Annotated in this window: 17 protein-coding genes and 1 pseudogene; 15 read left to right on the top strand and 3 right to left on the bottom strand. The window is 45.2% G+C overall.

What is annotated here, in order from left to right; genetic code table 11:
* Nucleotides 1–44: 44 nt before the first annotated feature.
* The 4 genes from B3M51_RS13725 to ald all read left to right on the top strand — a co-directional run bounded on the left by B3M51_RS13725 (nt 45) and on the right by ald (nt 4,206).
* Entirely contained in the window at nt 45–758 is a 714-nt protein-coding gene (locus tag B3M51_RS13725; RefSeq protein WP_292759960.1) for a Crp/Fnr family transcriptional regulator, read from the top strand.
* A 264-nt stretch (nt 759–1,022) separates the two neighbouring features.
* Nucleotides 1,023–1,694 (top strand): response regulator, encoded by a 672-nt coding sequence (locus B3M51_RS13720; RefSeq protein ID WP_292759958.1) that lies wholly within the window; start codon nt 1,023–1,025, stop codon nt 1,692–1,694.
* Nucleotides 1,681–3,048 (top strand): ATP-binding protein, encoded by a 1,368-nt coding sequence (locus B3M51_RS13715; RefSeq protein ID WP_292759956.1) that lies wholly within the window; start codon nt 1,681–1,683, stop codon nt 3,046–3,048. Before B3M51_RS13720 ends, B3M51_RS13715 begins: the two co-directional genes overlap by 14 nt.
* A 36-nt stretch (nt 3,049–3,084) precedes the next feature.
* The gene (ald, locus tag B3M51_RS13710; protein WP_414673458.1) at nt 3,085–4,206 is read left to right on the top strand and encodes an alanine dehydrogenase; all 1,122 of its coding nucleotides are present in this window, start codon (nt 3,085–3,087) and stop codon (nt 4,204–4,206) included.
* On the opposite strand, the gene B3M51_RS13705 is transcribed toward ald, so the two are convergent.
* A complete protein-coding gene (locus B3M51_RS13705) occupies nt 4,164–5,189 on the bottom strand; it encodes a metal-dependent hydrolase (protein ID WP_292759952.1) in 1,026 nt (341 codons plus the stop codon). The genes ald and B3M51_RS13705 overlap by 43 nt on opposite strands.
* A 195-nt stretch (nt 5,190–5,384) precedes the next feature.
* Between B3M51_RS13705 and B3M51_RS13700 the strand changes: the two genes are divergently transcribed.
* A complete protein-coding gene (locus B3M51_RS13700) occupies nt 5,385–6,977 on the top strand; it encodes a tetratricopeptide repeat protein (RefSeq protein ID WP_292759950.1) in 1,593 nt (530 codons plus the stop codon).
* A gap of 6 nt (nt 6,978–6,983) precedes the next feature.
* Here the strand turns inward: B3M51_RS13700 and B3M51_RS13695 are convergent, their stop codons facing one another.
* On the bottom strand, nt 6,984–9,128 hold the full coding sequence (locus B3M51_RS13695; protein ID WP_292759948.1) for a methyl-accepting chemotaxis protein: 2,145 nt from the start codon (nt 9,126–9,128) through the stop codon (nt 6,984–6,986).
* A 219-nt stretch (nt 9,129–9,347) separates the two neighbouring features.
* Entirely contained in the window at nt 9,348–9,815 is a 468-nt protein-coding gene (bcp, locus tag B3M51_RS13690; RefSeq protein ID WP_292759946.1) for a thioredoxin-dependent thiol peroxidase, read from the bottom strand.
* Nucleotides 9,816–9,933: 118 nt separating this feature from the next.
* Here bcp and dapA point away from each other — a divergent pair, with 118 nt between their 5' ends.
* The 10 genes and pseudogenes from dapA to B3M51_RS13640 form a co-directional block, all read left to right on the top strand.
* Nucleotides 9,934–10,815: a 4-hydroxy-tetrahydrodipicolinate synthase gene (dapA, locus tag B3M51_RS13685; protein WP_014706788.1), complete on the top strand. Its 882-nt coding sequence runs from the start codon at nt 9,934–9,936 to the stop codon at nt 10,813–10,815.
* A gap of 18 nt (nt 10,816–10,833) precedes the next feature.
* Nucleotides 10,834–11,868 (top strand): outer membrane protein assembly factor BamC, encoded by a 1,035-nt coding sequence (gene bamC / locus B3M51_RS13680; RefSeq protein ID WP_292759944.1) that lies wholly within the window; start codon nt 10,834–10,836, stop codon nt 11,866–11,868.
* On the top strand, nt 11,868–12,635 hold the full coding sequence (locus B3M51_RS13675; RefSeq protein ID WP_292759942.1) for an MBL fold metallo-hydrolase: 768 nt from the start codon (nt 11,868–11,870) through the stop codon (nt 12,633–12,635). Before bamC ends, B3M51_RS13675 begins: the two co-directional genes overlap by 1 nt.
* A gap of 10 nt (nt 12,636–12,645) precedes the next feature.
* Entirely contained in the window at nt 12,646–13,356 is a 711-nt protein-coding gene (gene purC, locus B3M51_RS13670; protein WP_292759940.1) for a phosphoribosylaminoimidazolesuccinocarboxamide synthase, read from the top strand.
* 632 nt (nt 13,357–13,988) lie between these two features.
* Entirely contained in the window at nt 13,989–15,440 is a 1,452-nt protein-coding gene (locus B3M51_RS13665; protein WP_292759938.1) for a PglL family O-oligosaccharyltransferase, read from the top strand.
* A gap of 161 nt (nt 15,441–15,601) precedes the next feature.
* On the top strand, nt 15,602–16,018 hold the full coding sequence (locus B3M51_RS13660; RefSeq protein ID WP_292759936.1) for a pilin: 417 nt from the start codon (nt 15,602–15,604) through the stop codon (nt 16,016–16,018).
* Between the two features lie 197 nt (nt 16,019–16,215).
* Entirely contained in the window at nt 16,216–16,713 is a 498-nt protein-coding gene (locus B3M51_RS13655; RefSeq protein ID WP_292759934.1) for an ATP-dependent zinc protease, read from the top strand.
* A complete protein-coding gene (rimK, locus tag B3M51_RS13650; RefSeq protein WP_014706795.1) occupies nt 16,710–17,615 on the top strand; it encodes a 30S ribosomal protein S6--L-glutamate ligase in 906 nt (301 codons plus the stop codon). Before B3M51_RS13655 ends, rimK begins: the two co-directional genes overlap by 4 nt.
* Nucleotides 17,615–18,670, top strand: coding sequence for a succinylglutamate desuccinylase/aspartoacylase family protein (locus tag B3M51_RS13645; RefSeq protein ID WP_292482288.1), 1,056 nt, complete (start codon nt 17,615–17,617; stop codon nt 18,668–18,670). The genes rimK and B3M51_RS13645 overlap by 1 nt, the downstream gene beginning before the upstream one ends.
* Before the next feature lie 109 nt (nt 18,671–18,779).
* Nucleotides 18,780–19,270 (top strand): annotated as a pseudogene (locus B3M51_RS13640) (arginine decarboxylase); the annotation flags it as partial.

The raw sequence follows: 19,270 nt of genomic DNA, 5'->3' as shown, positions 1-19,270 counted from the left end.
AGCTCAAAAAAACCGCCTTTCAGTATGATCAATTTGGCGAAATAATGAGCTTAAAGCACGACCCAACTGAAAACCAACTATTAGCCGCGTTACCTGCAGCAGAACGAATGCAATTAGCACCACATCTGCATTTAGTAGAAATGTCACTTGAAGAACCTATCTATACTCCCTTCAAGCAAATCGATTACGCCTATTTCCCGACCTCCGTGATTGTGTCACTGCTACATGTGATGCATAACGGTGCGACCACCGAACTGGGGTTAATAGGAAAAGAAGGCATTGCCGGGGTGCCATTGTTTATGGGGACCGAAGTCTCCTCTAATTGGGCTGTGGTGCAAAGTGCAGGCTATGCATATCGACTTTCCGGACATATCCTAAAGAAAGAATTTGCACGAAACGGACAATTTCAGCATCTGTTGCTTTGTTACGCACAGGCACTCATGGCGCAGATTTCACAAACCGCCGTTTGTAATCGTCATCACACACTCAATCAACAGTTATGCCGTTGGCTGTTATTAAATATCGATCGTTTACCTAATAATCAGCTGAACATGACCCAGGAACTTATCGCTAATATGCTGGGTGTACGTCGGGAAGGCGTGACCGAGGCCGCTGGAGCACTTCAGCGGGAAGGATTGATCCGTTATTCTCGCGGCAGAATTACCGTGCTGGACCGGGAAGGCTTGGAAAAGCGTGTCTGTGAATGCTATCGAACCGTCGTCGATGAAACAGATCGGATAATGGATGCATGTAAATAGAAATAACACTTGGTCAATCAAACGTTTGCAAACTCAACGGCCAGATTGAGTTCTGCTATCGTACAGTTCCACCCGTTTATCGCCTGTGGCTTTTGAGTTATCCCCTCAGAGATACAAATCTTGCATTGCTTACGAAGTTGATAACTCCGTCTGCTGGAATAGCGTTCCAGAGCAGTGTTTGCTGCAGCACAAGAATCAAGACAATGTTAACGTTATCTTAATTCAGTTAAACCAACATAGCGTTTTTATTTCGGGTATTGACCGATGTATGTATTGATTGTGGAAGATGATGCATTAATGGGTGAGGGCATACAGGCCGGTCTCACTGCATTAGGCATTCAGGCCGAGTGGGTAATGAATGCCGGTGGAGCTGAAACGGCCATGGCAACCGCCAGTTTTGATGCTGTTATTCTCGATCTGGGGTTGCCCGACGAAGATGGCATGCATTTGCTTAGTCGTTGGCGAGAACGGGGAAATAATTTACCGGTATTAATTTTAACGGCACGTGATGCCGTGCCGGATCGCGTCAGCGGCTTGCAGGCTGGAGCGGATGATTATATGAGTAAGCCGTTTGACCTCACTGAGCTTGCCGCCCGATTACATTCTTTAAGCCGTCGTGCGGCCGGACGTGCCACCCAGACCATTCAGCATGGTAGCCTGCAATTTGATCCCGCCACCTTACAAGTTTCTTTGAATAATAAACCTCTAAACCTGTCGCGTCGCGAAATCACAGTATTGGAAACCCTGTTGCAACAACCCGGTCGTGTGGTTACCGCTGCACAGTTGCAGGATCGACTTTATGGCTGGGCCGAAGGCATTGAGAGTAATGCTGTAGCCGTACATATCCATAATTTACGTCGCAAACTGGGGGATGACTGGATAGAAACGGTTCGGGGTATGGGGTATCGACTGGGAGCGGTCAATGAGCCCGGCTAAAGCCAAAGACTATTTACGCTGGCAGTTATTATGGCGTATTGGTATTGCGGTGCTGTTGATGTGGCTGCTATTAGCTCCATGGTTGCTGATGAGTGTGCAAAAGGAAATGCAGAATACTCTGGATAACCGTCTTGCTGCTTCCGCCAAAATGCTGATGTCTTTAATGTCGCAATATGATTTGGATCCATTGGTAAATGGCGGTCAACGCAATGCTTTATTTGATCCGGCTGAAGATCTCAATTTACCTGCAACACTTGCATGTAAGGTGTCCAGTGTTGCTGGAGATATTATTGCGGTATCTCATGACGCGCCCGAAAGCGCAATGACCACAACTCAACAGGGCTACCAAAACCGTACGCAGGACGGAGAACACTGGCGGGTGTTTAATCTATCTCAGGGTGGATTAACCATTACGACTGCTGAACGGTTGGAAACCAGAGATACGTTAATGCGTTCGGTGGTGATTGCCGCTGGACTACCGTTTTTCCTTATTCTGGCGGGCACTTTGACCGTCGTCTGGTTTGGTATTTTGCAAGGGTTTAAACCATTGCATAGCTTGACTCAGAATATGGCCAGACGTAATACCGAAGATCTTACCTCGTTAGTCTGGGAACAACGACCGGCCGAAGTGCGCCCGCTGGTGGATGAGATCAATCGTCTGTTGCAACGGATGCAGCAGTCTTTGCTACGGGAACGTCGGTTTACCGGTGATGTGGCGCATGAATTACGTACCCCATTAGCTGGAATTAAAACCCAGTTGCAGGTCGCGAGACTGACGCAAGGGGGCAAGGCCATGCATGCCCTGGTGCAGGCCGAAAAAGCCACTGACCGGTTGCAACGGACATTGGATCAGCTTTTATTACTCGCCAGGGTAGAAGGGGACGGCCAGTTAGCTGAAAGCACCCGTTTGCCGGTGGCTGAAATTAATAATATGGCATTGAGTGATGTGCAACATCTGGCAAGACAGCACCAAGTCACGTTGCGTTGTAATGATGGAGTGGATGAAAAGATCCATGCTTCAGCAATCTTACTTTCGGCCGCATTACGTAATTTGCTGGAAAATGCTATTCGTCATGCGCCAGAGAATAGCGTAGTTACCCTCTCAGTTAATTTAGATGAAGATCAATTATGCTGGACAGTAGAAGATGAGGGGCCCGGTGTCTCGGAAAAATTGCTTTCTGAACTGACCCGAAGATTTGTTCATGGCCATCATAGTGATGGCAGCGGCCTTGGGCTGGCTATAGTAGACGCCATTGTTCGGCGTTTTAAGGGCGAGTTGCAGATTGCTAATGGAACATCCGGGTTACGGGTGACCATCAGAATTCCGTTGCCATCCAGTTCTAATGTTGTTTAAACGTTTCTTTAAAAGGCCTTAGGTTGAGGAGTGATGATGCAGATTGGGGTGCTGAAGGAAATCAAAATTCAGGAACACCGTGTCGGACTGACCCCGGCTGGGGTGCGTGAGCTTTGTAAAGGTGGCCATCAAATTTGGGTACAACGGGCAGCCGGAGCAGCTATTGGATTCAGTGATGAAGATTATCAACAAGCTGGAGCTCAAATCGCAGAAGATGCTAGAGCAGTATTTACCAACGCGGAATTGATCATTAAAGTCAAAGAACCTCAACCAACTGAAATACAGCAGTTAACTGACCGGCATAGCTTATTTACCTATCTGCATCTAGCTCCGGACCGTCAATTGACCGCAGGGTTACAGGATACCGGTGCTACCTGCATTGCTTACGAAACAGTAACCGACGATCAGGGAGGTTTACCGTTGCTGGCTCCCATGAGCGAAGTGGCTGGTCGTATGTCGATACAGGCAGGGGCTCAAGCTTTATTAATTCATGAGGGTGGCCTGGGTATTTTACCGGCAGGTGTGCCGGGAGTTGCACCTGCCAGTATTGTGATTTTGGGTGGCGGGGTAGTGGGCACCAATGCGGCCAGAATGGCGATGGGTTTTGGTGCAGATGTCACGGTGCTGGATAACAATTTATCCAGATTACAACAGTTGGATCTGCAATTTGGACCACGATTGAAAACGCTTTATGCCCATGCTGAGACTATTGATACGGTGGTGCAGTGTGCCGATATGATAATTGGTGCCGTTTTAGTGCCTGGGGCGACGGCGCCAAAAATTATTGAACAACATCATCTTGCCATGATGAGAACCGGTTCGGTGCTGGTGGATGTGTCAATTGATCAAGGTGGATGTTTTGCCTCATCACATCCTACTACCCATGAACAGCCAACCTATATTGAACAAGGTATTGTGCATTACTGTGTCGCCAATATGCCGGGAGCAGTTGCTCGAACCTCAACGCAGGCACTAACCAATGCTACCTTGCCATTAATTCGAAAACTGGCGGGAGAAGGTATTAAATCTGCGCTTCGGAATGACAGACATTTACGCAATGGGCTGAATATCTACCAAGGGCAGATAACCCACCAAGCTGTAGCCAGTGCGCAATCTCAGCCATTTACAGAGCCTCTCGCCATGATAGGTTCTGCATAAGGATTCCAGATACGCCGCCATACCCAGAGTAATCCCGCTTTGGCATTACGTGACATGCCCAATTGTTGTGGGGCTATAGGAATAATTTCATCATCCTGAATGTCAGCAAGTTTAAAGCGGAAAAAATAATTGGGTTCCATGCCCATGCGAAGATCCGTAGCCACAAGCATATTGTCCAGTTGTCCAAGCTTGAAATTGTCTTGAGTAAACCAGTTTATTCTTTCGATATAGGTTTGCTCGGGCAAAAGTTTCTTCAGTTCCATGCCGCGGTCGAATTGAGTAAATGAAAACGCGGTGTCGCCGTCAAATATCGAACGAAAACCTTCGTAATAAACATCTTCATCAACCACCACAATGCGCCATAACAGGGTATTTAAAGGTGCTGGAGTGATTTTAATATGCTGATAATCAATCTGCTGGTCTTGTAATGCCTGTTCTGTTTGTTGGGTTATCCAGTATTGAGCAGCATAACTCCAGCCAAGGTAAGTTGTGCTGAAGATAAGACTCCCGAGCATGACTGCATGGCTCAGCCGTTTTCCGGCAGCCAGAAGTATTCCGAGGAAGCCTGCAGCGAGTGGCAGACTGTAGAGCGGGTCGATAATAAATATACTGCCAATCGACGCAGGTGGTGGCATAAAAGGCCAGAATAGCTGCGTTCCATAAACGGTCATCGCATCCAGTCCGCTATGGGTAATCCACACCAACCAGATCAAAGCTAGCCATCGCCGAAAATTCAGTCGCTTATCCAGTTTACTCATTAGCAAGGCCACTAACGGTGCAAGCAAACTGTGCACAATCCATGAATGGGTCCAGCTACGGTGGAAGGTCATGGTGTCCAAGTCATTAGCATATTGGATGAATACATCAAGGTCTGGCAAGATGCCGAACGCTGCACCATACAAAACAGAAGCTCTGGGCGCTTTGCGTCCTGCAACGCTGTAAGCCACTGCGCTGCCAAGTAACGCCTGCGTAATCGTATCCATGAATGTAATAACTCCTTATTTTGACTGTTAAGCAGACCTGATCAGGGGATTATGGTTCGGTTATTAGGCCCGAAAGATAAATAGATTCTGGCTTAAATTTGCTCGGTATAAAAATTTTGGGAAGATATCTTGCACTGATAGGAATTAGTCCTGTAAATTGCAGGAAATATCTCCTGATTTAGTGGAATCTCAGTTATGAAACACCCAACGCCAAGCCCAATGCCGGGACAGGCCGATTTACAACCCATTATTCAAGCCCTGAACACCGGGCAAGTAGGTTTTGCTGAATCGGCAGCAAAAAAATTGCTTAAATCCTATCCGCGTTCTTTTCCGGTATTAAACCTTTATGGCAATGCCTTAGCAGCGCAAAATAAATTTAAAGATGCCGTTAGTGTGTTCCGTAAAGCTACTGAGATTGACCCTAATGTACCCGAGATTTACTTCAACATGGGTATTTTATTGACCAATTTGAATCGTATTGATGAAGCGATTAACAGCTATAAAAAAGTATTGAGACTGAAACCTGAATTGACAGATGCCTTGTATAACCTGGGATATGCATTGCAATCACAAAACCGTTTTGAAGAGGCTGGTCAGTATTATCAAAAAGCCATTGATCAACAGCCAAATTTCCTGGAAGCCATTGCCAACCTTGGGGTCTGTTTACAGGAACAAGGCCGTTTGGAAGAGTCGGTAGCGGTTTATCAGCGTGCATTATCAATTTCACAGGATGCCAAATTGTATTTTAATCTTGGCACGGCACTTAAAAATCAGGGGAAACTGGCCGATGCCATTGCTGCCTATAATCAGGCACTGGAATTAAAACCTGATTATGCCGAAGTGCACAGTAATATCGGTGAAGTTTTGCGTGATCAGGGACGCTATGACGAATCGGTTGCTGCCTACAAACGCGCATTGGAGCTGGATCCCAGTTTACCTTTGGCAAATTACAGTCTGGCGGTGTATCTCTATGATAGTGGTGATTTGCCGCAGGCTTTACGTTATTTTCAACAATCACAGTACGCGGATTGGCAGGAACGTTCTTTATATTGCCTGTATAAAACCGAGCGCTTTGAGGAATTCAAAGAGGGCTTGGATCAACTGAAAAAAGCCCGCCACAGTTCGCCATTTCTGGCGACACTAGCCGGCCATTACGCCGAAAACTTTGGCACGGTGAATGACTATAATTTCTGTAAAAATCCGTTGGATCTGGTTTGTCATGTGCAGGTGCCGGAATTAAAAGGCGATAGCGAATTACTCAAACAACTGCTGGCGGATATCGAACAGGCCGATATTGAAGAAAAAAGTCAGGGCCGCCTGCATCATGGTGTTCAGTCTGCAGGAAATTTGTTTAAACGCTCTGAGGCCAGCTTTCAGCAAATTGCCAAACTGGTCGCTCGAGCCATAGATGATTATCGCGTTAATCTCAAAGGTGAAAGCGGTATTTTTGCCAAAGGCTTTCCCAAGCAAACCGTGTTTGCCAGTTCCTGGTATGTCAAAATGAAGACCGGCGGGCATTTAACCTCACATATTCATGAGGAAGGTTGGGTAAGCGGAGCATTGTACCTGGCGGTTCCAAAGCAAAAAACGCATCCCGATGAGGGCAGTATTGAGCTCAGCACCCATGGGGATGATTATCCCAAACAACATGACAACTTCCCCAGCAAAACCATTGCACCTGAAGTTGGGGATATTGTCATGTTTCCATCATCAGTATTTCATCGCACGATTCCGTTTACCTCTGATGAGGATCGGATCTGCATCGCTTTCGATCTGAAACCAGCCTGAACAACTTTAACGGGGACTGACCTGAAATACACCAACCAGTTGTGATAACGTCTGGGCCGTACTTCGCACCATTGTTGAGCGGGACTGCAGAGCACTGACAGCAGATTTTAATTGCTCTGCAGAGACGCCGACCTGTCGTGCAGTATCCCCATGTACATGACTGTTATTTGCCAGCTGTTTGATAGTGGAGAACATCTGTTCGACCAGAATATGCAACTCGCCATTATCATTAGAAGCCTGCTCAGTCATTTTTAGGCTTCTATCGACGTTTTCTACTCCAGCTTCCATAAACCGCATGGCTTCCTGTGTTTCGTGTTGCATGCCTTCAATCATGCGTTGAATTTCATCTGCAGAATTCGCTGTGCGTGAGGCAAGATTGCGTACTTCATCGGCGACTACTGAAAACCCTCTGCCATGCTCACCGGCACGGGCCGCTTCAATAGCAGCATTTAAGGCCAGCATATTGGTTTGATTGGTGATTTCAGTGATAACGTTGATGATTTTGCCTATTTCAGTAGTACGCTCATTGAGCGACTTGACTGAATTAGCGGTGTTCTCAACAACGTTACGAATCTCCTGGGTGCCTTTCCGGGCACTTTCAAATTGAATCCGAGCGTCTTCCACGACACGTTCCATTTCCAATTTCATCGTTTCAGCAGTTTGGTTGGCCTCACCGATATCTTCAATTTGCTCTTTCAGCAGATTGAGCATTTTACTTATAGCATCGGTAACTTCCGCTGAAACTTGATAGGCTTCACGATTGGTATCTAACATGGATTTATTGGTTTGATACACGTCCTGGCTGGAAAAAATAACCTGTCCGACGATGCCATCCAGATTGTCGATAAAACTGTTAATCCAGCGACCCATATCACCTGTTTCATCGGCCACCATTGTTTCAGTATTCAAACGTTGACGAAGATTACCTTCACCCTCGGCAATTTCCTGAATAACCCTTGTCATTTTATTCATTCGATCTGCAAGTCTTTTGGTACTGAACTTACGCATGATTAACGCAATGATAATAATCATGCAGATGGATACCATGTCGATAGCAAATTGAGGCAACAAAGTGAAATAGTGTAAAGCGCTGTTCACCCCTGCCAAGGAAGTCATACCTATGATAAAGCTCTTCAATAAGCTGACATTCACTGACCGGCGACGGTAAACTTCTTCCAGATCGCCTTCACACATCATTCCCCAACGATCTGGGGAGCCTGTTAGTTGAAAAGTTACACCTTTGCCGATTACAGGAATATGCCGGTAATCTGAATAACCCGGGTAAGTAACAAACAGGTTTTCGCCATTGCGTATGGTTTCTCGCACGCCCGGATGCAATTGGTTGGTAGCCGGATCAGTAAAACGAATTTCGAACTCAGTATGCCGATTAACTTTTACCACGCCCCACTTAGTGTTTATTCCGGACTTAAGATTTTCGCCATGGGAGAAGGTGTTATCTTCAAATCGCGAGCGGGATAGTGCGACTCCTTGCTGAATCATCGGATCAAAACGGGATTCAACCATAAAAATATAGTTGTCTCCGGATTCGGGATAAACATGACCCGCTTCGCGTTGAATCAAATCCCCCACAACATCATTTGGTACACGGCCACATAAAGCACCAACTACATGATCATCATTCATTAGTGGCAGATAAAACATTAATGTTACTTCATCATGAAATTTTGAAATTGATGGACCAATCTTAAGTGTTAATGGATCGGTATAGGGACCATGCAAAAAAGGTTGTTTCAAACCTTGCTCAACGGCATTGGCTTGCAGATCATGCTGGCCAATATGCGCTGTATAGGTCGATTGGATGACGCGGCCGGCGTTATCAATAATAAATAACTCGGAAAAATTTTTCGCAGAGTTCAGTCGTTGTTCAAGCGGTGTACTATCAATATCACTGAGGGAAGCGGGTAATTGTTCAGCAAGCAGATTGAGCTGATTCCATTGAGAGTTGGTCCATTGCTGCAGCAGTTTGACGCGGGTCGCCGCGATACCTTCGAAAGTATGCTCCACCTCGGCGTAGGTATCTTGATTGAGGTAACAGCTCCATCCCATGGCAAGTTTTCCCGTCTGGCCAAACCAGGGAAGCCAGCGCCGTTCGGTAGCACTTAAGTTCATTGACAGACTTTTTAAAGACATAGAAATTACACTCTCATTAGGAATACTCCAAAAGTAGTAGGCAATATCTAAACCATTATGCGAAGGTAAATAAAAACAACGGCTTAATTTTTAAAGACAAAAAAATACCGCACTGGGATAGTGCGGTAGAGGGCAAAAGCGGATTTTATTAGTGCACTTTAAAAGAGTATAGTAAATGCTTGTTTTAAAAGTTTATTACCAATATTTTTTTGTTTGAGATTATAGATTTTTGACAGCTTCCAACACTTCATCAATATGTTGTTTTACTTTGACATTACGCCATTCATTGATGAGCTTACCTTCTGTATCAATCAGAAAAGTACTACGAACAATCCCCATATATTCGCGACCATAATTTTTCTTCAGCTGCATCACACCAAACAAGTTACAGACTGTTTCATCAGCATCAGAGAGTAAATCAAAGGGAAATTGCTGTTTTTCCTTGAAGTTTTCATGAACACGCACGCTGTCTCTGGAAATCCCAAATATCAGTGTGTTGTGAGCATTGAACGTCGCAATATGATCACGGAAATTCTGACCTTCCAATGTGCAGCCTGGGGTATTGTCTTTGGGGTAAAAATAGATAAGCACATTCTTGCCACGTAAGTCGGAAAGCCGGATGGTTTTATCGCCAGTGGAAGGCAATTCAAAATCCGGTACGGTTTGCTGTAAATTAACTGTGGTCATTAAACGTTCTCCGTTAGTGATTATTCTGCTGGCAGTACCTTACCCAAAGCAGTCCGGTCTTGTCATCTACTGGCTGGCAAAGTACCATGCCAGTTTATTTTCGCGGAGTCTGATGAATATGTTCAGCGGCAGTATGGTAGCTCTGGTAACACCCATGCGGGCAGATGGCTCGTTAGACGGTGAAAGCCTGCGCAAGCTCGTTGATTTTCATATTCAAAATGGCAGTAGCGCCATTGTGGCTGTGGGCACCACAGGTGAGTCTGCTACATTAAGTATTGACGAACATACAGATGTGATTCGTCAGGTGGTTGAGCAGGCTGCTGGTCGAATTCCGGTCATCGCCGGTACGGGTGCCAACTCTACCGAAGAAGCCATTGAACTCTCTCATTACGCTAAACAATTAGGTGTTGCGGCCGTTCTGTTGGTTACACCTTATTACAATCGACCGACTCAGGAAGGTTTGTATCTGCATTTCAAAGCGATTGCAGAAGCGGTCGATATTCCGCAAATCCTCTATAACGTTCCCAGCCGCACGGCTTGTGACTTATTACCTGAAACCATTGGTCGTCTGGCCAAAATCGGCAATATTATCGGTATTAAAGAAGCGACTGGTGATGTAAGAAGAGTGAAGTTAATTCAGGATTTGTGCGACGATAATTTCGAACTTTATACCGGCGAAGATGCCAACACCGTTGATTTTATTCTGGCGGGCGGTCGTGGAGTCATTTCAGTGACTGCCAATGTGGCTCCTGCCTTGATGAGCCAGATGTGTGAATATGCATTGAATGGCGATGCTGATAATGCCCGTGAAATTAACGATAAATTATCTTTGCTGCATCAGCGGTTATTTTCTGAATCCAATCCTATTCCGGTTAAATGGGCTCTCCATGAAATGGGGCTTATACCAGAGGGGATACGTTTACCAATGACAGTTTTGTCTGAACAATTTCATCAACCGGTTCGTGAGGCGCTGGTCACTGCCGGTGTTCTGAATCCCTAAGTGAGTGAATGTAATTAAATGAACACAAATCGTTTTAAGTTGAAAGCCTGTGGTGTGCTGGTCGCAGTAAGCATTTCAGGTTGTGGGCTAATGCCATCACTGGATGAGGTTGCTCCTGATAATACTCAAAAGTATCGCAAAGCAGAAACAATGCCACCGTTGGACATTCCACCTGACTTGAGCACATCACGAATCAACGATCAAATAGCTGGCAATGAGCCAAGCTCAGCAACCTATTCCGAATATGAAGAAGCCAGCACCAATCCTTTAGCAGCGCGTTATAACATCACTCCAGAATCCAAACCTGCTTTATCGGGCGAGGGTGATGATCGCCATTTGGTAGTGCCGGGAGACCGGGATGAAACATGGCAACGTATTGAAGCTTTCTGGGCTGATATCGATATGAATATTCATCGTAAAGATCAGCGTATTGGTCTGATGGATACTCAGCCTGACGTTGATGGCTATGCCTATCGTGTTCGAATGGAGCGCGGAGATGTAAATCGTTCGGCTCGTGTTTATGTGAATGGTACAGATGAAACCAATCGCAGCAATCAGAAAGATGAAGCTATGCTGCGTCAGCTGGCTGAATACCTTGGTGGTTTATATCAACAGGATAAAGCACGTGCTGAAGCCTCTTTGCCAAGCTCAGCCGCACAACAAACTGAAGCGCGGGTAATTTTGTTGGATGAAGCCGAAGGCCAACAGGCCTTATTGGTTGAGCAGGAATTCACCACCGTTTGGGATCGTGTCGGTCGGGTGTTGGATAGCCGCGGCTTTGCTGTTGAAGATCGTGACCGTTCACGTGGCACATATTACGTGCGTTACCTGGATCCATTTAACGAAGCTGAGAGAGAAGAGCCTGGCTTCTTTGGTCGAATGGCTTTCTGGAAAGATGACGATGAAGTGGCTCCGGAAGAGTACTACTACATCAAACTCATTTCAGATGCTTCAGATACCCGAATAACCGTATTGGATTCTGAACAGGTTCGTACTTCTTCAGAAACAGCAAAACGTTTACTGGGTCTGATTCAGGAACAATTGACTCAATAATGCGTTTTGCATCACTTGGCAGCGGTAGCCGGGGCAATGCAACACTGATTTCACAGGGGAAAACCACAATTCTGGTGGATTGTGGTTTTTCTGCTCGTGAAACTGAAAAACGTCTGCGCCGTGTTGGTCTGACGTCTTCGGATCTCACTGCTATTCTGGTGACGCATGAGCATGCCGATCATATCGGTGGCGTACGAGTGTTATCCCAGAAGTTCAATATTCCGGTTTATGCCACACCTGGTACAGCAGCAGGCTTACCCATTGATGTGATGCCGCATATTCAAGAGTTCAGCTGTCATGAGCAATTCAATGTTAATGATATTGAAGTCTCACCGTTTCCGGTACCGCACGATGCGCGCGAACCCAGCCAGTTTGTGTTTCATAATGGTGATTTTCGATTAGGGCTGTTAACCGACGTTGGTTTTATCACGCCAATAATTGAGTCTGCTTTGACGTTATGTGATGGACTGCTTCTCGAAGCAAACCATGATATGACAATGCTGGAGCAGGGTGGATATCCTGAATATTTGAAACAGCGGGTGGGTGGACGTTTTGGTCACTTAAATAACGTGCAATCTGCCGAATTACTTGCGAAAATTGATACATCGCGTTTGCAGCATATTGTTGCCATGCATATCAGCGAAAAGAATAATTCCCCGGCATTGGTCAGCCCTTTATTCGCCGATGCCCTGAACTGCACACCAGACTGGGTTGGCATTGCTGAACAGGATGCCGGATTTGACTGGCGCGAACTTAAAAAAGCCTAAGAGAAAAACCATGCAAAAATTACAGCAACTTTATGCCGGTAAAGCCAAAAGCGTCTTTGCCACCGAAGACCAGGATTATGTTGTGCTCAGTTTCCGGGACGATACATCGGCATTTGATGGTGAACGTATTGAACAGTTAAGCCGTAAAGGTGAGATTAATAACAAGTTCAATGCCTTCATCATGGAGCAATTGGCTACAGCAGGTATTCCTACGCATTTTGAAAAACTGCTCAGTGCCAATGAAGCTTTGGTCAAGAACATGAACATGATCCCGGTTGAATGTGTGGTGCGTAATGTGGCTTCCGGCAGTCTTGTGCGTCGGCTAGGTGTTGAGGATGGCATGGAGCTTAATCCGCCGGTATTTGAGTTTTTCCTGAAAAATGATGCCCTGCATGATCCCATGGTTAATGAATACCATATCGCCACCTTTGGCTGGGCCACTGATGAACAGGTTCAACGGATGAAAGCACTGACTTTTGAAGTGAATCAGGTACTGAAAAAACTGTTTGCCGATGCCGGTATGATTCTGGTGGATTACAAACTGGAATTTGGTGTGTTCAAAGGCGAAGTCTATCTTGGTGATGAATTCAGTCCGGATGGTTGCCGTTTATGGGATGCTGAAACCCGTAAAAAACTCGACAAAGACCGTTTCCGTCAGGGGCTGGGTGGTGTTATTGAAGCCTATGAAGAAGTTGCTCAGCGGATTGGTGTGCCTTTGTAGTTGATATAACCACAGAGACACAGAGAGCACAGAGTTTTTATCCGCAGATTACGCAGATGGTCGCAGATTATTAGCGCCATAATATTAACCCATAAATCATAAGGTTGGTGGGGTCAGTTAAATTCCGTAGGTTGGCGCTGAGCATGCGAAGCCCAACAAACTGTTAATGTCGGGTTACGCTACGCTAACCCGACCTACAATATTTTTAACTGTGCCCTCTGTGTCTCTGTGGTTTGTATTCTTTTAATCTGCGACCATCTGCGGATAAATCCAATGGATATGAAATAATCGTTGTTTCTATCCAACGCGCCTTGCCACTCGATCACTCAGCCGACATAATCTTTTTTTATTTATTCGCCGGAACAGGGAAGCTTATGTCGCGTTATCTCTCAAAATACCCGTTATTGCCGCAGCAGCCAATTGAATGGTTATTGGCATTACTCTTTCTGGTATCTCCCTTTTATCTAGTCTCCAGTCTTGGTGGTACCGGTTTTGACCTGCCATTTAATATCACGGTATGGGCAGCCGCGACCTTAGTCATAGCCTATTCTGTCTGGTATTTCTGTGGGCAGGACAAGCTGATTCTTCCCGCAAATTACAAAGGTCTGCTGGCTTTGCCTGTCGGAATTCTGTTGGCTGCAGCACTTGCTGGCGTTCAGGACCCAATTACCTGGCTGTTTCGTATTGTGTATGTGATGCTAGGGGTGATTTTTCTGTTTGGCCTGTTTCAGTTTCGACTTAAAAATACCGACAGAATTTTGTTGCTGATTACTGTGGCAACCCTTATCCAAAGTCTCGTTGGTGTTATTCAGTTATTTGAGTTACCGATTTTGCAGAACTGGATCCCCCATACCTCGACAGTGACTGCTACCGGTGTTTTTCAACAGGTCAATGTAATGGCCAGTTTCCTGACGACCGGCATCTTGATTTCAGTTTATCTTTGTTTAAGGCCGTTTGCTTATAAGCGATTTTATTTAAAAGTCTTTTTACTAATCACAATAAGTATTGCGACATATGTGATGGTGGCAACAGGTTCAAGAATCGGGCTGTTATCAGGCGTATTAGGACTACTAATGTTACTTATAGCCTATCGGAGTCAAGTCAGTAAAAACTGGAAAACGATTGTTTCTGCTTTATTGCTAATTATGGTGGCCAGCTGGTTAGCAAAAGAAGGGTTACATAAAACATTTGATAAATCTTACCAAATGGTAGAAGCGCAATATTCAGATCAACGTCTGACTATCTATCGTATTTCTTTTGATGCTTTTACTGAAGCACCAATAAAAGGACATGGTATAGGGAGTTTCCTGGAAAAATTTGGTTTGGCTTCTTCTGCTTTTTATCAACAACATCCAACGGCAAATATGCCAAGTTATATAGCTCATCCACATAATGAGCTTTTACAATGGGCCATTGAAGGAGGATTATTGGCTTTGCTGGGCATCCTTATAGCGATGTACAGTGTGTTGTGGTTTGTAACGAAATATAAACATCAACGACTGCTTGCCTATCTTGCTTTGTTACTTCCGATCACCTTTCATACACAGGTGGAACACCCTTTTTATATTTCATCATTTCACTGGTTTCTTTGGCTGACATTACTGTTTGTTTTGCTCAATAATTACCTCATGATTAAGCAAAATTCACTTAGTCTTGCAGCAAATAAATCAATTCGAGGATTAGCTCTTCTTATTTTAACGATATCTGTGTTTTTTTTAGGACACACCGCCCTGGCACAACAGCAGCTGTATCAATTTTTGTCACAATCTCAGCAACCTCAAAACCTTAATCATGCGCTAAGCAATTTGTATTACAAAACATACTCAGAGCAAATTGTTATGCGTACACACTTGCACGATGCAATAGCAAGAAATGATGATGAAAAATTGGTTCAGGTTATTAATTGGTTTGAATCAGAACTGGAAAAAAAACCAGAATTAAAACTTTTTGAAGACATCATCAATGGTTATTTTTCTTTGGAAAAGCTTGATAGACGTTGTCAGACCATTCGTAAAAGTTTGGATTATTACCCAGCAAATAAAGTTTTAAAGGATCTACATCAGGATTGTTTAGCAAGTAATTGACAAAAAACGTCACAAATTGACGTGGATTAGTAACTTACGAAAATTGAAAACAAAGGTTATGGTTTTAAGTTATTGATTATTAAGATAATTATAAGTTGGCACAGAGAGTGCTCCATTGATATCGAGCACAAAGCTTGTCGTCTACTTACGGAGATAGAAATATGAAAAAAACACAACAAGGTTTCACGTTAATTGAGTTAATGATCGTAATCGCGATCATCGGTATTTTGGCGGCAATCGCTTTGCCCGCTTATCAACAATACACAAATAAAGCAAAATTCTCTGAAGTTGTGCTTGCAACTTCTGGTGTTAAAACAGCAGTTGAAGTCTGTGCACAAGTAGAAGGAGCATTAGCATCATGTGTTCCTGCTTCTTCAGGTGATGTTCAGTCTGCTATCACTGGTGCTGCGGGTGGTACAAATGTAGCTAGTGTTACTTTTGACGGAGCCAATATTACTGCTGTACCATCTATCACAGGTGTACCTAATACAGATACTTATGTGTTGCAAGGTGTTTTGGCAAATGGAGCTGTAACATGGACTAAAGCTGGTGGGTGTGTTGCAGCGGGTTTGTGCTAAAACTTGTAAACAGCAAAAAAAAAGCCCCGATAGTTCGGGGCTTTTTTGTTTTTGACAATTCAATAGAATCAAATTTTCTCGTTCTATTTAATAACCAACTCAAAATACTTCGTTAAGCTGTAATATCCAAAATCCTTTTTGACACACACTCCTAAATTGCTTTCAATTACCCCATTAGCTCTTAATTGGGGGATCCCGTGGAAAATCATTCAAAAATAATCACCGTTGGTTGGCGAGAGTGGTTGAGCTTACCCGAGTTGGGCATCGATCAGATCAAAGCCAAGGTGGATACTGGGGCCAGAACCTCGGCGATCCATGCATTTTCGGTTGAGCCTGTTGGTAAGAATGGTGAGCTTTGGGTAAGATTTGGGGTGCATCCCAATCAACAGGATACCGAGACTGAAATCTGGTGCGAGGCGCGGGTTAAGGATGAACGCAATGTTACTGACTCGGGTGGACACACCGAAAAACGTTATGTTATTGAGACACCACTGAGCGTTGGCGGTCATAGCTGGCCGATTGAAATTACCCTGACCAATCGTGACACCATGCTGTTTCGAATGTTACTGGGACGTACTGCCATGACGACTGGTAATATATTGGTTAATCCGGCATTGTCCTACCAAGCAAGCCCCGCATTCCACGACACTACCCAAGCGCCAAGAGATGAAGCGCTTGATGGAGAATCTGCATGAAAATAGCCATTTTGTCCCGTAATTCGAAGTTGTATTCAACTCGCCGACTGGTCGAGGCAGCAGAGGCACGAGGTCATGAAGTAGATGTGCTGGATGTGTTGCGCTGTTATATGAATATCACCTCGATGAAACCGGAAGTGCATTACAAGGGTGAGAATCTGACTGGTTATGATGCGGTGATCCCTCGGATCGGGGCTTCGGTGACTTTTTACGGTACAGCTGTACTGCGCCAGTTTGAAATGATGAACGTGTATCCGCTGAATGAATCAGTCGCTATCAGCCGTTCACGCGATAAACTTCGCGCTCTGCAGTTATTATCTCGTCGCGGTATTGGTTTGCCGGTAACGGGGTTTGCACATCGTCCAGATGATGTTGATGATTTAATCAAGATGGTTGGTGGCGCTCCGCTGGTGATTAAATTATTGGAAGGTACCCAGGGCATCGGTGTAGTGCTTGCTGAGACAGCCGGGGCGGCTGAGAGCGTTATAGAAGCCTTTATGGGCATGAAAGCCAATATTCTGGTTCAAGAATTTATTAAAGAAGCAGGCGGTGCGGATATTCGCTGTTTTGTGGTGGGTGAGAAAGTGGTTGCCGCAATGAAACGCCAGGGCAAAGAGGGCGAGTTCCGTTCCAATCTGCATCGTGGCGGCAGTGCCAATTTAATCCGTATTACACCGGCAGAACGGGCCACAGCCGTCAGAGCTGCCAAAACCATGGGCCTGAATGTCTGTGGTGTGGATTTATTGCGGTCCAATCATGGACCTGTAGTGATGGAAGTTAATTCGTCGCCTGGGCTTGAAGGGATCGAGTCAGCAACCGGTAAGGATATTGCCAGTTTGATTATCGATTTTATTGAAAAGAATTCTGTTTCGGGAACGACTAAAACCAAAGGCCGTGGTTGATGCCTGACGAGTTGATTATTGCCGGGCAAAAAATTGGCCCCGGACAGAACAAAGTAGTTGATGTACCCCTGCCAGATTTGTATATGCATACCTCATTAAGTATGCCGGTGCAGGTGATGCGTGGTCGTCGTGAAGGACCTATTTTATTTGTCTCTGGTGCGGTTCATGGCGATGAAATTGTTGGCGTGGAAATAATCCGTCGGCTGGTTCGAAGTAAACGGCTTAAAAGCCTTAAAGGGACGTTGATAACCATCCCGGTGGTTAACGTATATGGTTTCATAAATCAAACACGTTATCTGCCGGACCGCCGGGATTTAAATCGCTGTTTTCCGGGTTCTGAAGAAGGTTCTCTGGCAGCACGCCTCGCCAATCTGTTTATGAGCGAGGTGGTGAATAAATGTACCCATGGTGTAGATTTACATACTGCTGCAATCCACCGGGATAACCTGCCACAGATTCGTGCAGCGTTGGAGAATCCCGCAGTCGAAGAAATGGCGAGAGCTTTTAACGCCCCGGTAATTTTAAATTCAGGCTTGATTGAAGGTTCTTTGCGTTATGCCTGTCAGCAGGCCAATGTGCCGGTTATCGTATACGAGGCTGGTGAAGCATTACGGTTTAATGAACTGGCGATTCGTGCTGGTGTCAGAGGCGTATTGGCAGTAATGCGTAAGCTGGGCATGTTGACGGCATCCCGTACTAAACATTTAAAACCTGTCGAACCATTTGTCGCGCGTTCGAGCAGTTGGGTGAGAGCACCACAAAGCGGAATTTTCAGAATGTTGGTACCCATGGGGGCCCATGTGACCAAAGGCGATATTCTGGGAATGGTCGCGGCGCCTTATGGTGATGAGAAATCGGAAACCAAAGTGTTCGCAATCTGTAGTGGTGTCATCATCGGCAGAACCAATATCCCTCTGGTCAATGAGGGTGAAGCGCTGTTCCATATTGCGCGTTTCAACCGTCCTGATGAAGTTGCAGACAGTGTTGAGGCGTTCAATACCAATCTGGATCCATCAACTGATACCAGCGCTCCGGAAGAGCAGCCAATTATCTAGGCCCATGATTCAATCCGTTACGTATTGATACTGTCATAATTTTTTTGCAATTTATCCGTAAAATAGTGACAATCCCGCGATTTAACTGAAGCCAAAGGGGGTCATACTGATGACACAAACCCATGCCAACCTTGATACACACTCACCTGATGTTGCCTCCGAAGAATGGAGTGCGCAACATAGCAGTAAGCTTTATGGTGTGCGTGATTGGGGGACGGATTATTTTGATATTTCCGCCGATGGCAATGCGGTCGTCAGTTTGCAATTTGGTGAAAAGACAATTCATGTTCCATTAATCGATATTGTTAATGGAATGAAAGAGCGTGGCCTGGATATGCCCGCTGTATTACGTATTGAAAACCTGCTGGATCTGCGTATTACCCAATTGAACGAAGCCTTTGCCCGGGCAATCAAAACAGCGGGCTACAAAAATGATTATCGTGGCGTATTCCCTATCAAGGTAAATCAGCAATGCCACGTTATTGAAGAAATTGCCGATTATGGTCGTCGTTATCATCATGGTCTGGAAGCGGGCAGTAAAGCCGAATTAATTATTGCTATTTCACAATTACGTGATCATGACAGTCTGATTATCTGCAA

The sequence above is a fragment of the Methylophaga sp. UBA2689 genome, assembly GCA_002354555.1.
In the GTDB taxonomy this organism is placed as follows: Bacteria; Pseudomonadota; Gammaproteobacteria; order Nitrosococcales; family Methylophagaceae; genus Methylophaga.
Note: the sequence above shows the minus strand (reverse complement) of the source record. Positions and strands in the feature narration are given on the sequence as shown.

Excerpts from the sequence above, each read along its gene's own strand:
- B3M51_RS13675 (WP_292759942.1), top strand. The coding sequence starts at position 11,868 with ATGCGTTTTGCATCACTTGGCAGCGGTAGCCGGGGCAATGCAACACTG.
- ald (WP_414673458.1), top strand. The coding sequence starts at position 3,085 with ATGCAGATTGGGGTGCTGAAGGAAATCAAAATTCAGGAACACCGTGTC.
- dapA (WP_014706788.1), top strand. The coding sequence starts at position 9,934 with ATGTTCAGCGGCAGTATGGTAGCTCTGGTAACACCCATGCGGGCAGAT.
- B3M51_RS13720 (WP_292759958.1), top strand. The coding sequence starts at position 1,023 with ATGTATGTATTGATTGTGGAAGATGATGCATTAATGGGTGAGGGCATA.
- purC (WP_292759940.1), top strand. The coding sequence starts at position 12,646 with ATGCAAAAATTACAGCAACTTTATGCCGGTAAAGCCAAAAGCGTCTTT.
- B3M51_RS13660 (WP_292759936.1), top strand. The coding sequence starts at position 15,602 with ATGAAAAAAACACAACAAGGTTTCACGTTAATTGAGTTAATGATCGTA.
- B3M51_RS13700 (WP_292759950.1), top strand. The coding sequence starts at position 5,385 with ATGAAACACCCAACGCCAAGCCCAATGCCGGGACAGGCCGATTTACAA.
- B3M51_RS13725 (WP_292759960.1), top strand. The coding sequence starts at position 45 with ATGAGCTTAAAGCACGACCCAACTGAAAACCAACTATTAGCCGCGTTA.
- B3M51_RS13645 (WP_292482288.1), top strand. The coding sequence starts at position 17,615 with ATGCCTGACGAGTTGATTATTGCCGGGCAAAAAATTGGCCCCGGACAG.
- rimK (WP_014706795.1), top strand. The coding sequence starts at position 16,710 with ATGAAAATAGCCATTTTGTCCCGTAATTCGAAGTTGTATTCAACTCGC.
- B3M51_RS13715 (WP_292759956.1), top strand. The coding sequence starts at position 1,681 with ATGAGCCCGGCTAAAGCCAAAGACTATTTACGCTGGCAGTTATTATGG.
- bamC (WP_292759944.1), top strand. The coding sequence starts at position 10,834 with ATGAACACAAATCGTTTTAAGTTGAAAGCCTGTGGTGTGCTGGTCGCA.
- B3M51_RS13695 (WP_292759948.1), bottom strand. The coding sequence starts at position 9,128 with ATGTCTTTAAAAAGTCTGTCAATGAACTTAAGTGCTACCGAACGGCGC.
- bcp (WP_292759946.1), bottom strand. The coding sequence starts at position 9,815 with ATGACCACAGTTAATTTACAGCAAACCGTACCGGATTTTGAATTGCCT.
- B3M51_RS13705 (WP_292759952.1), bottom strand. The coding sequence starts at position 5,189 with ATGGATACGATTACGCAGGCGTTACTTGGCAGCGCAGTGGCTTACAGC.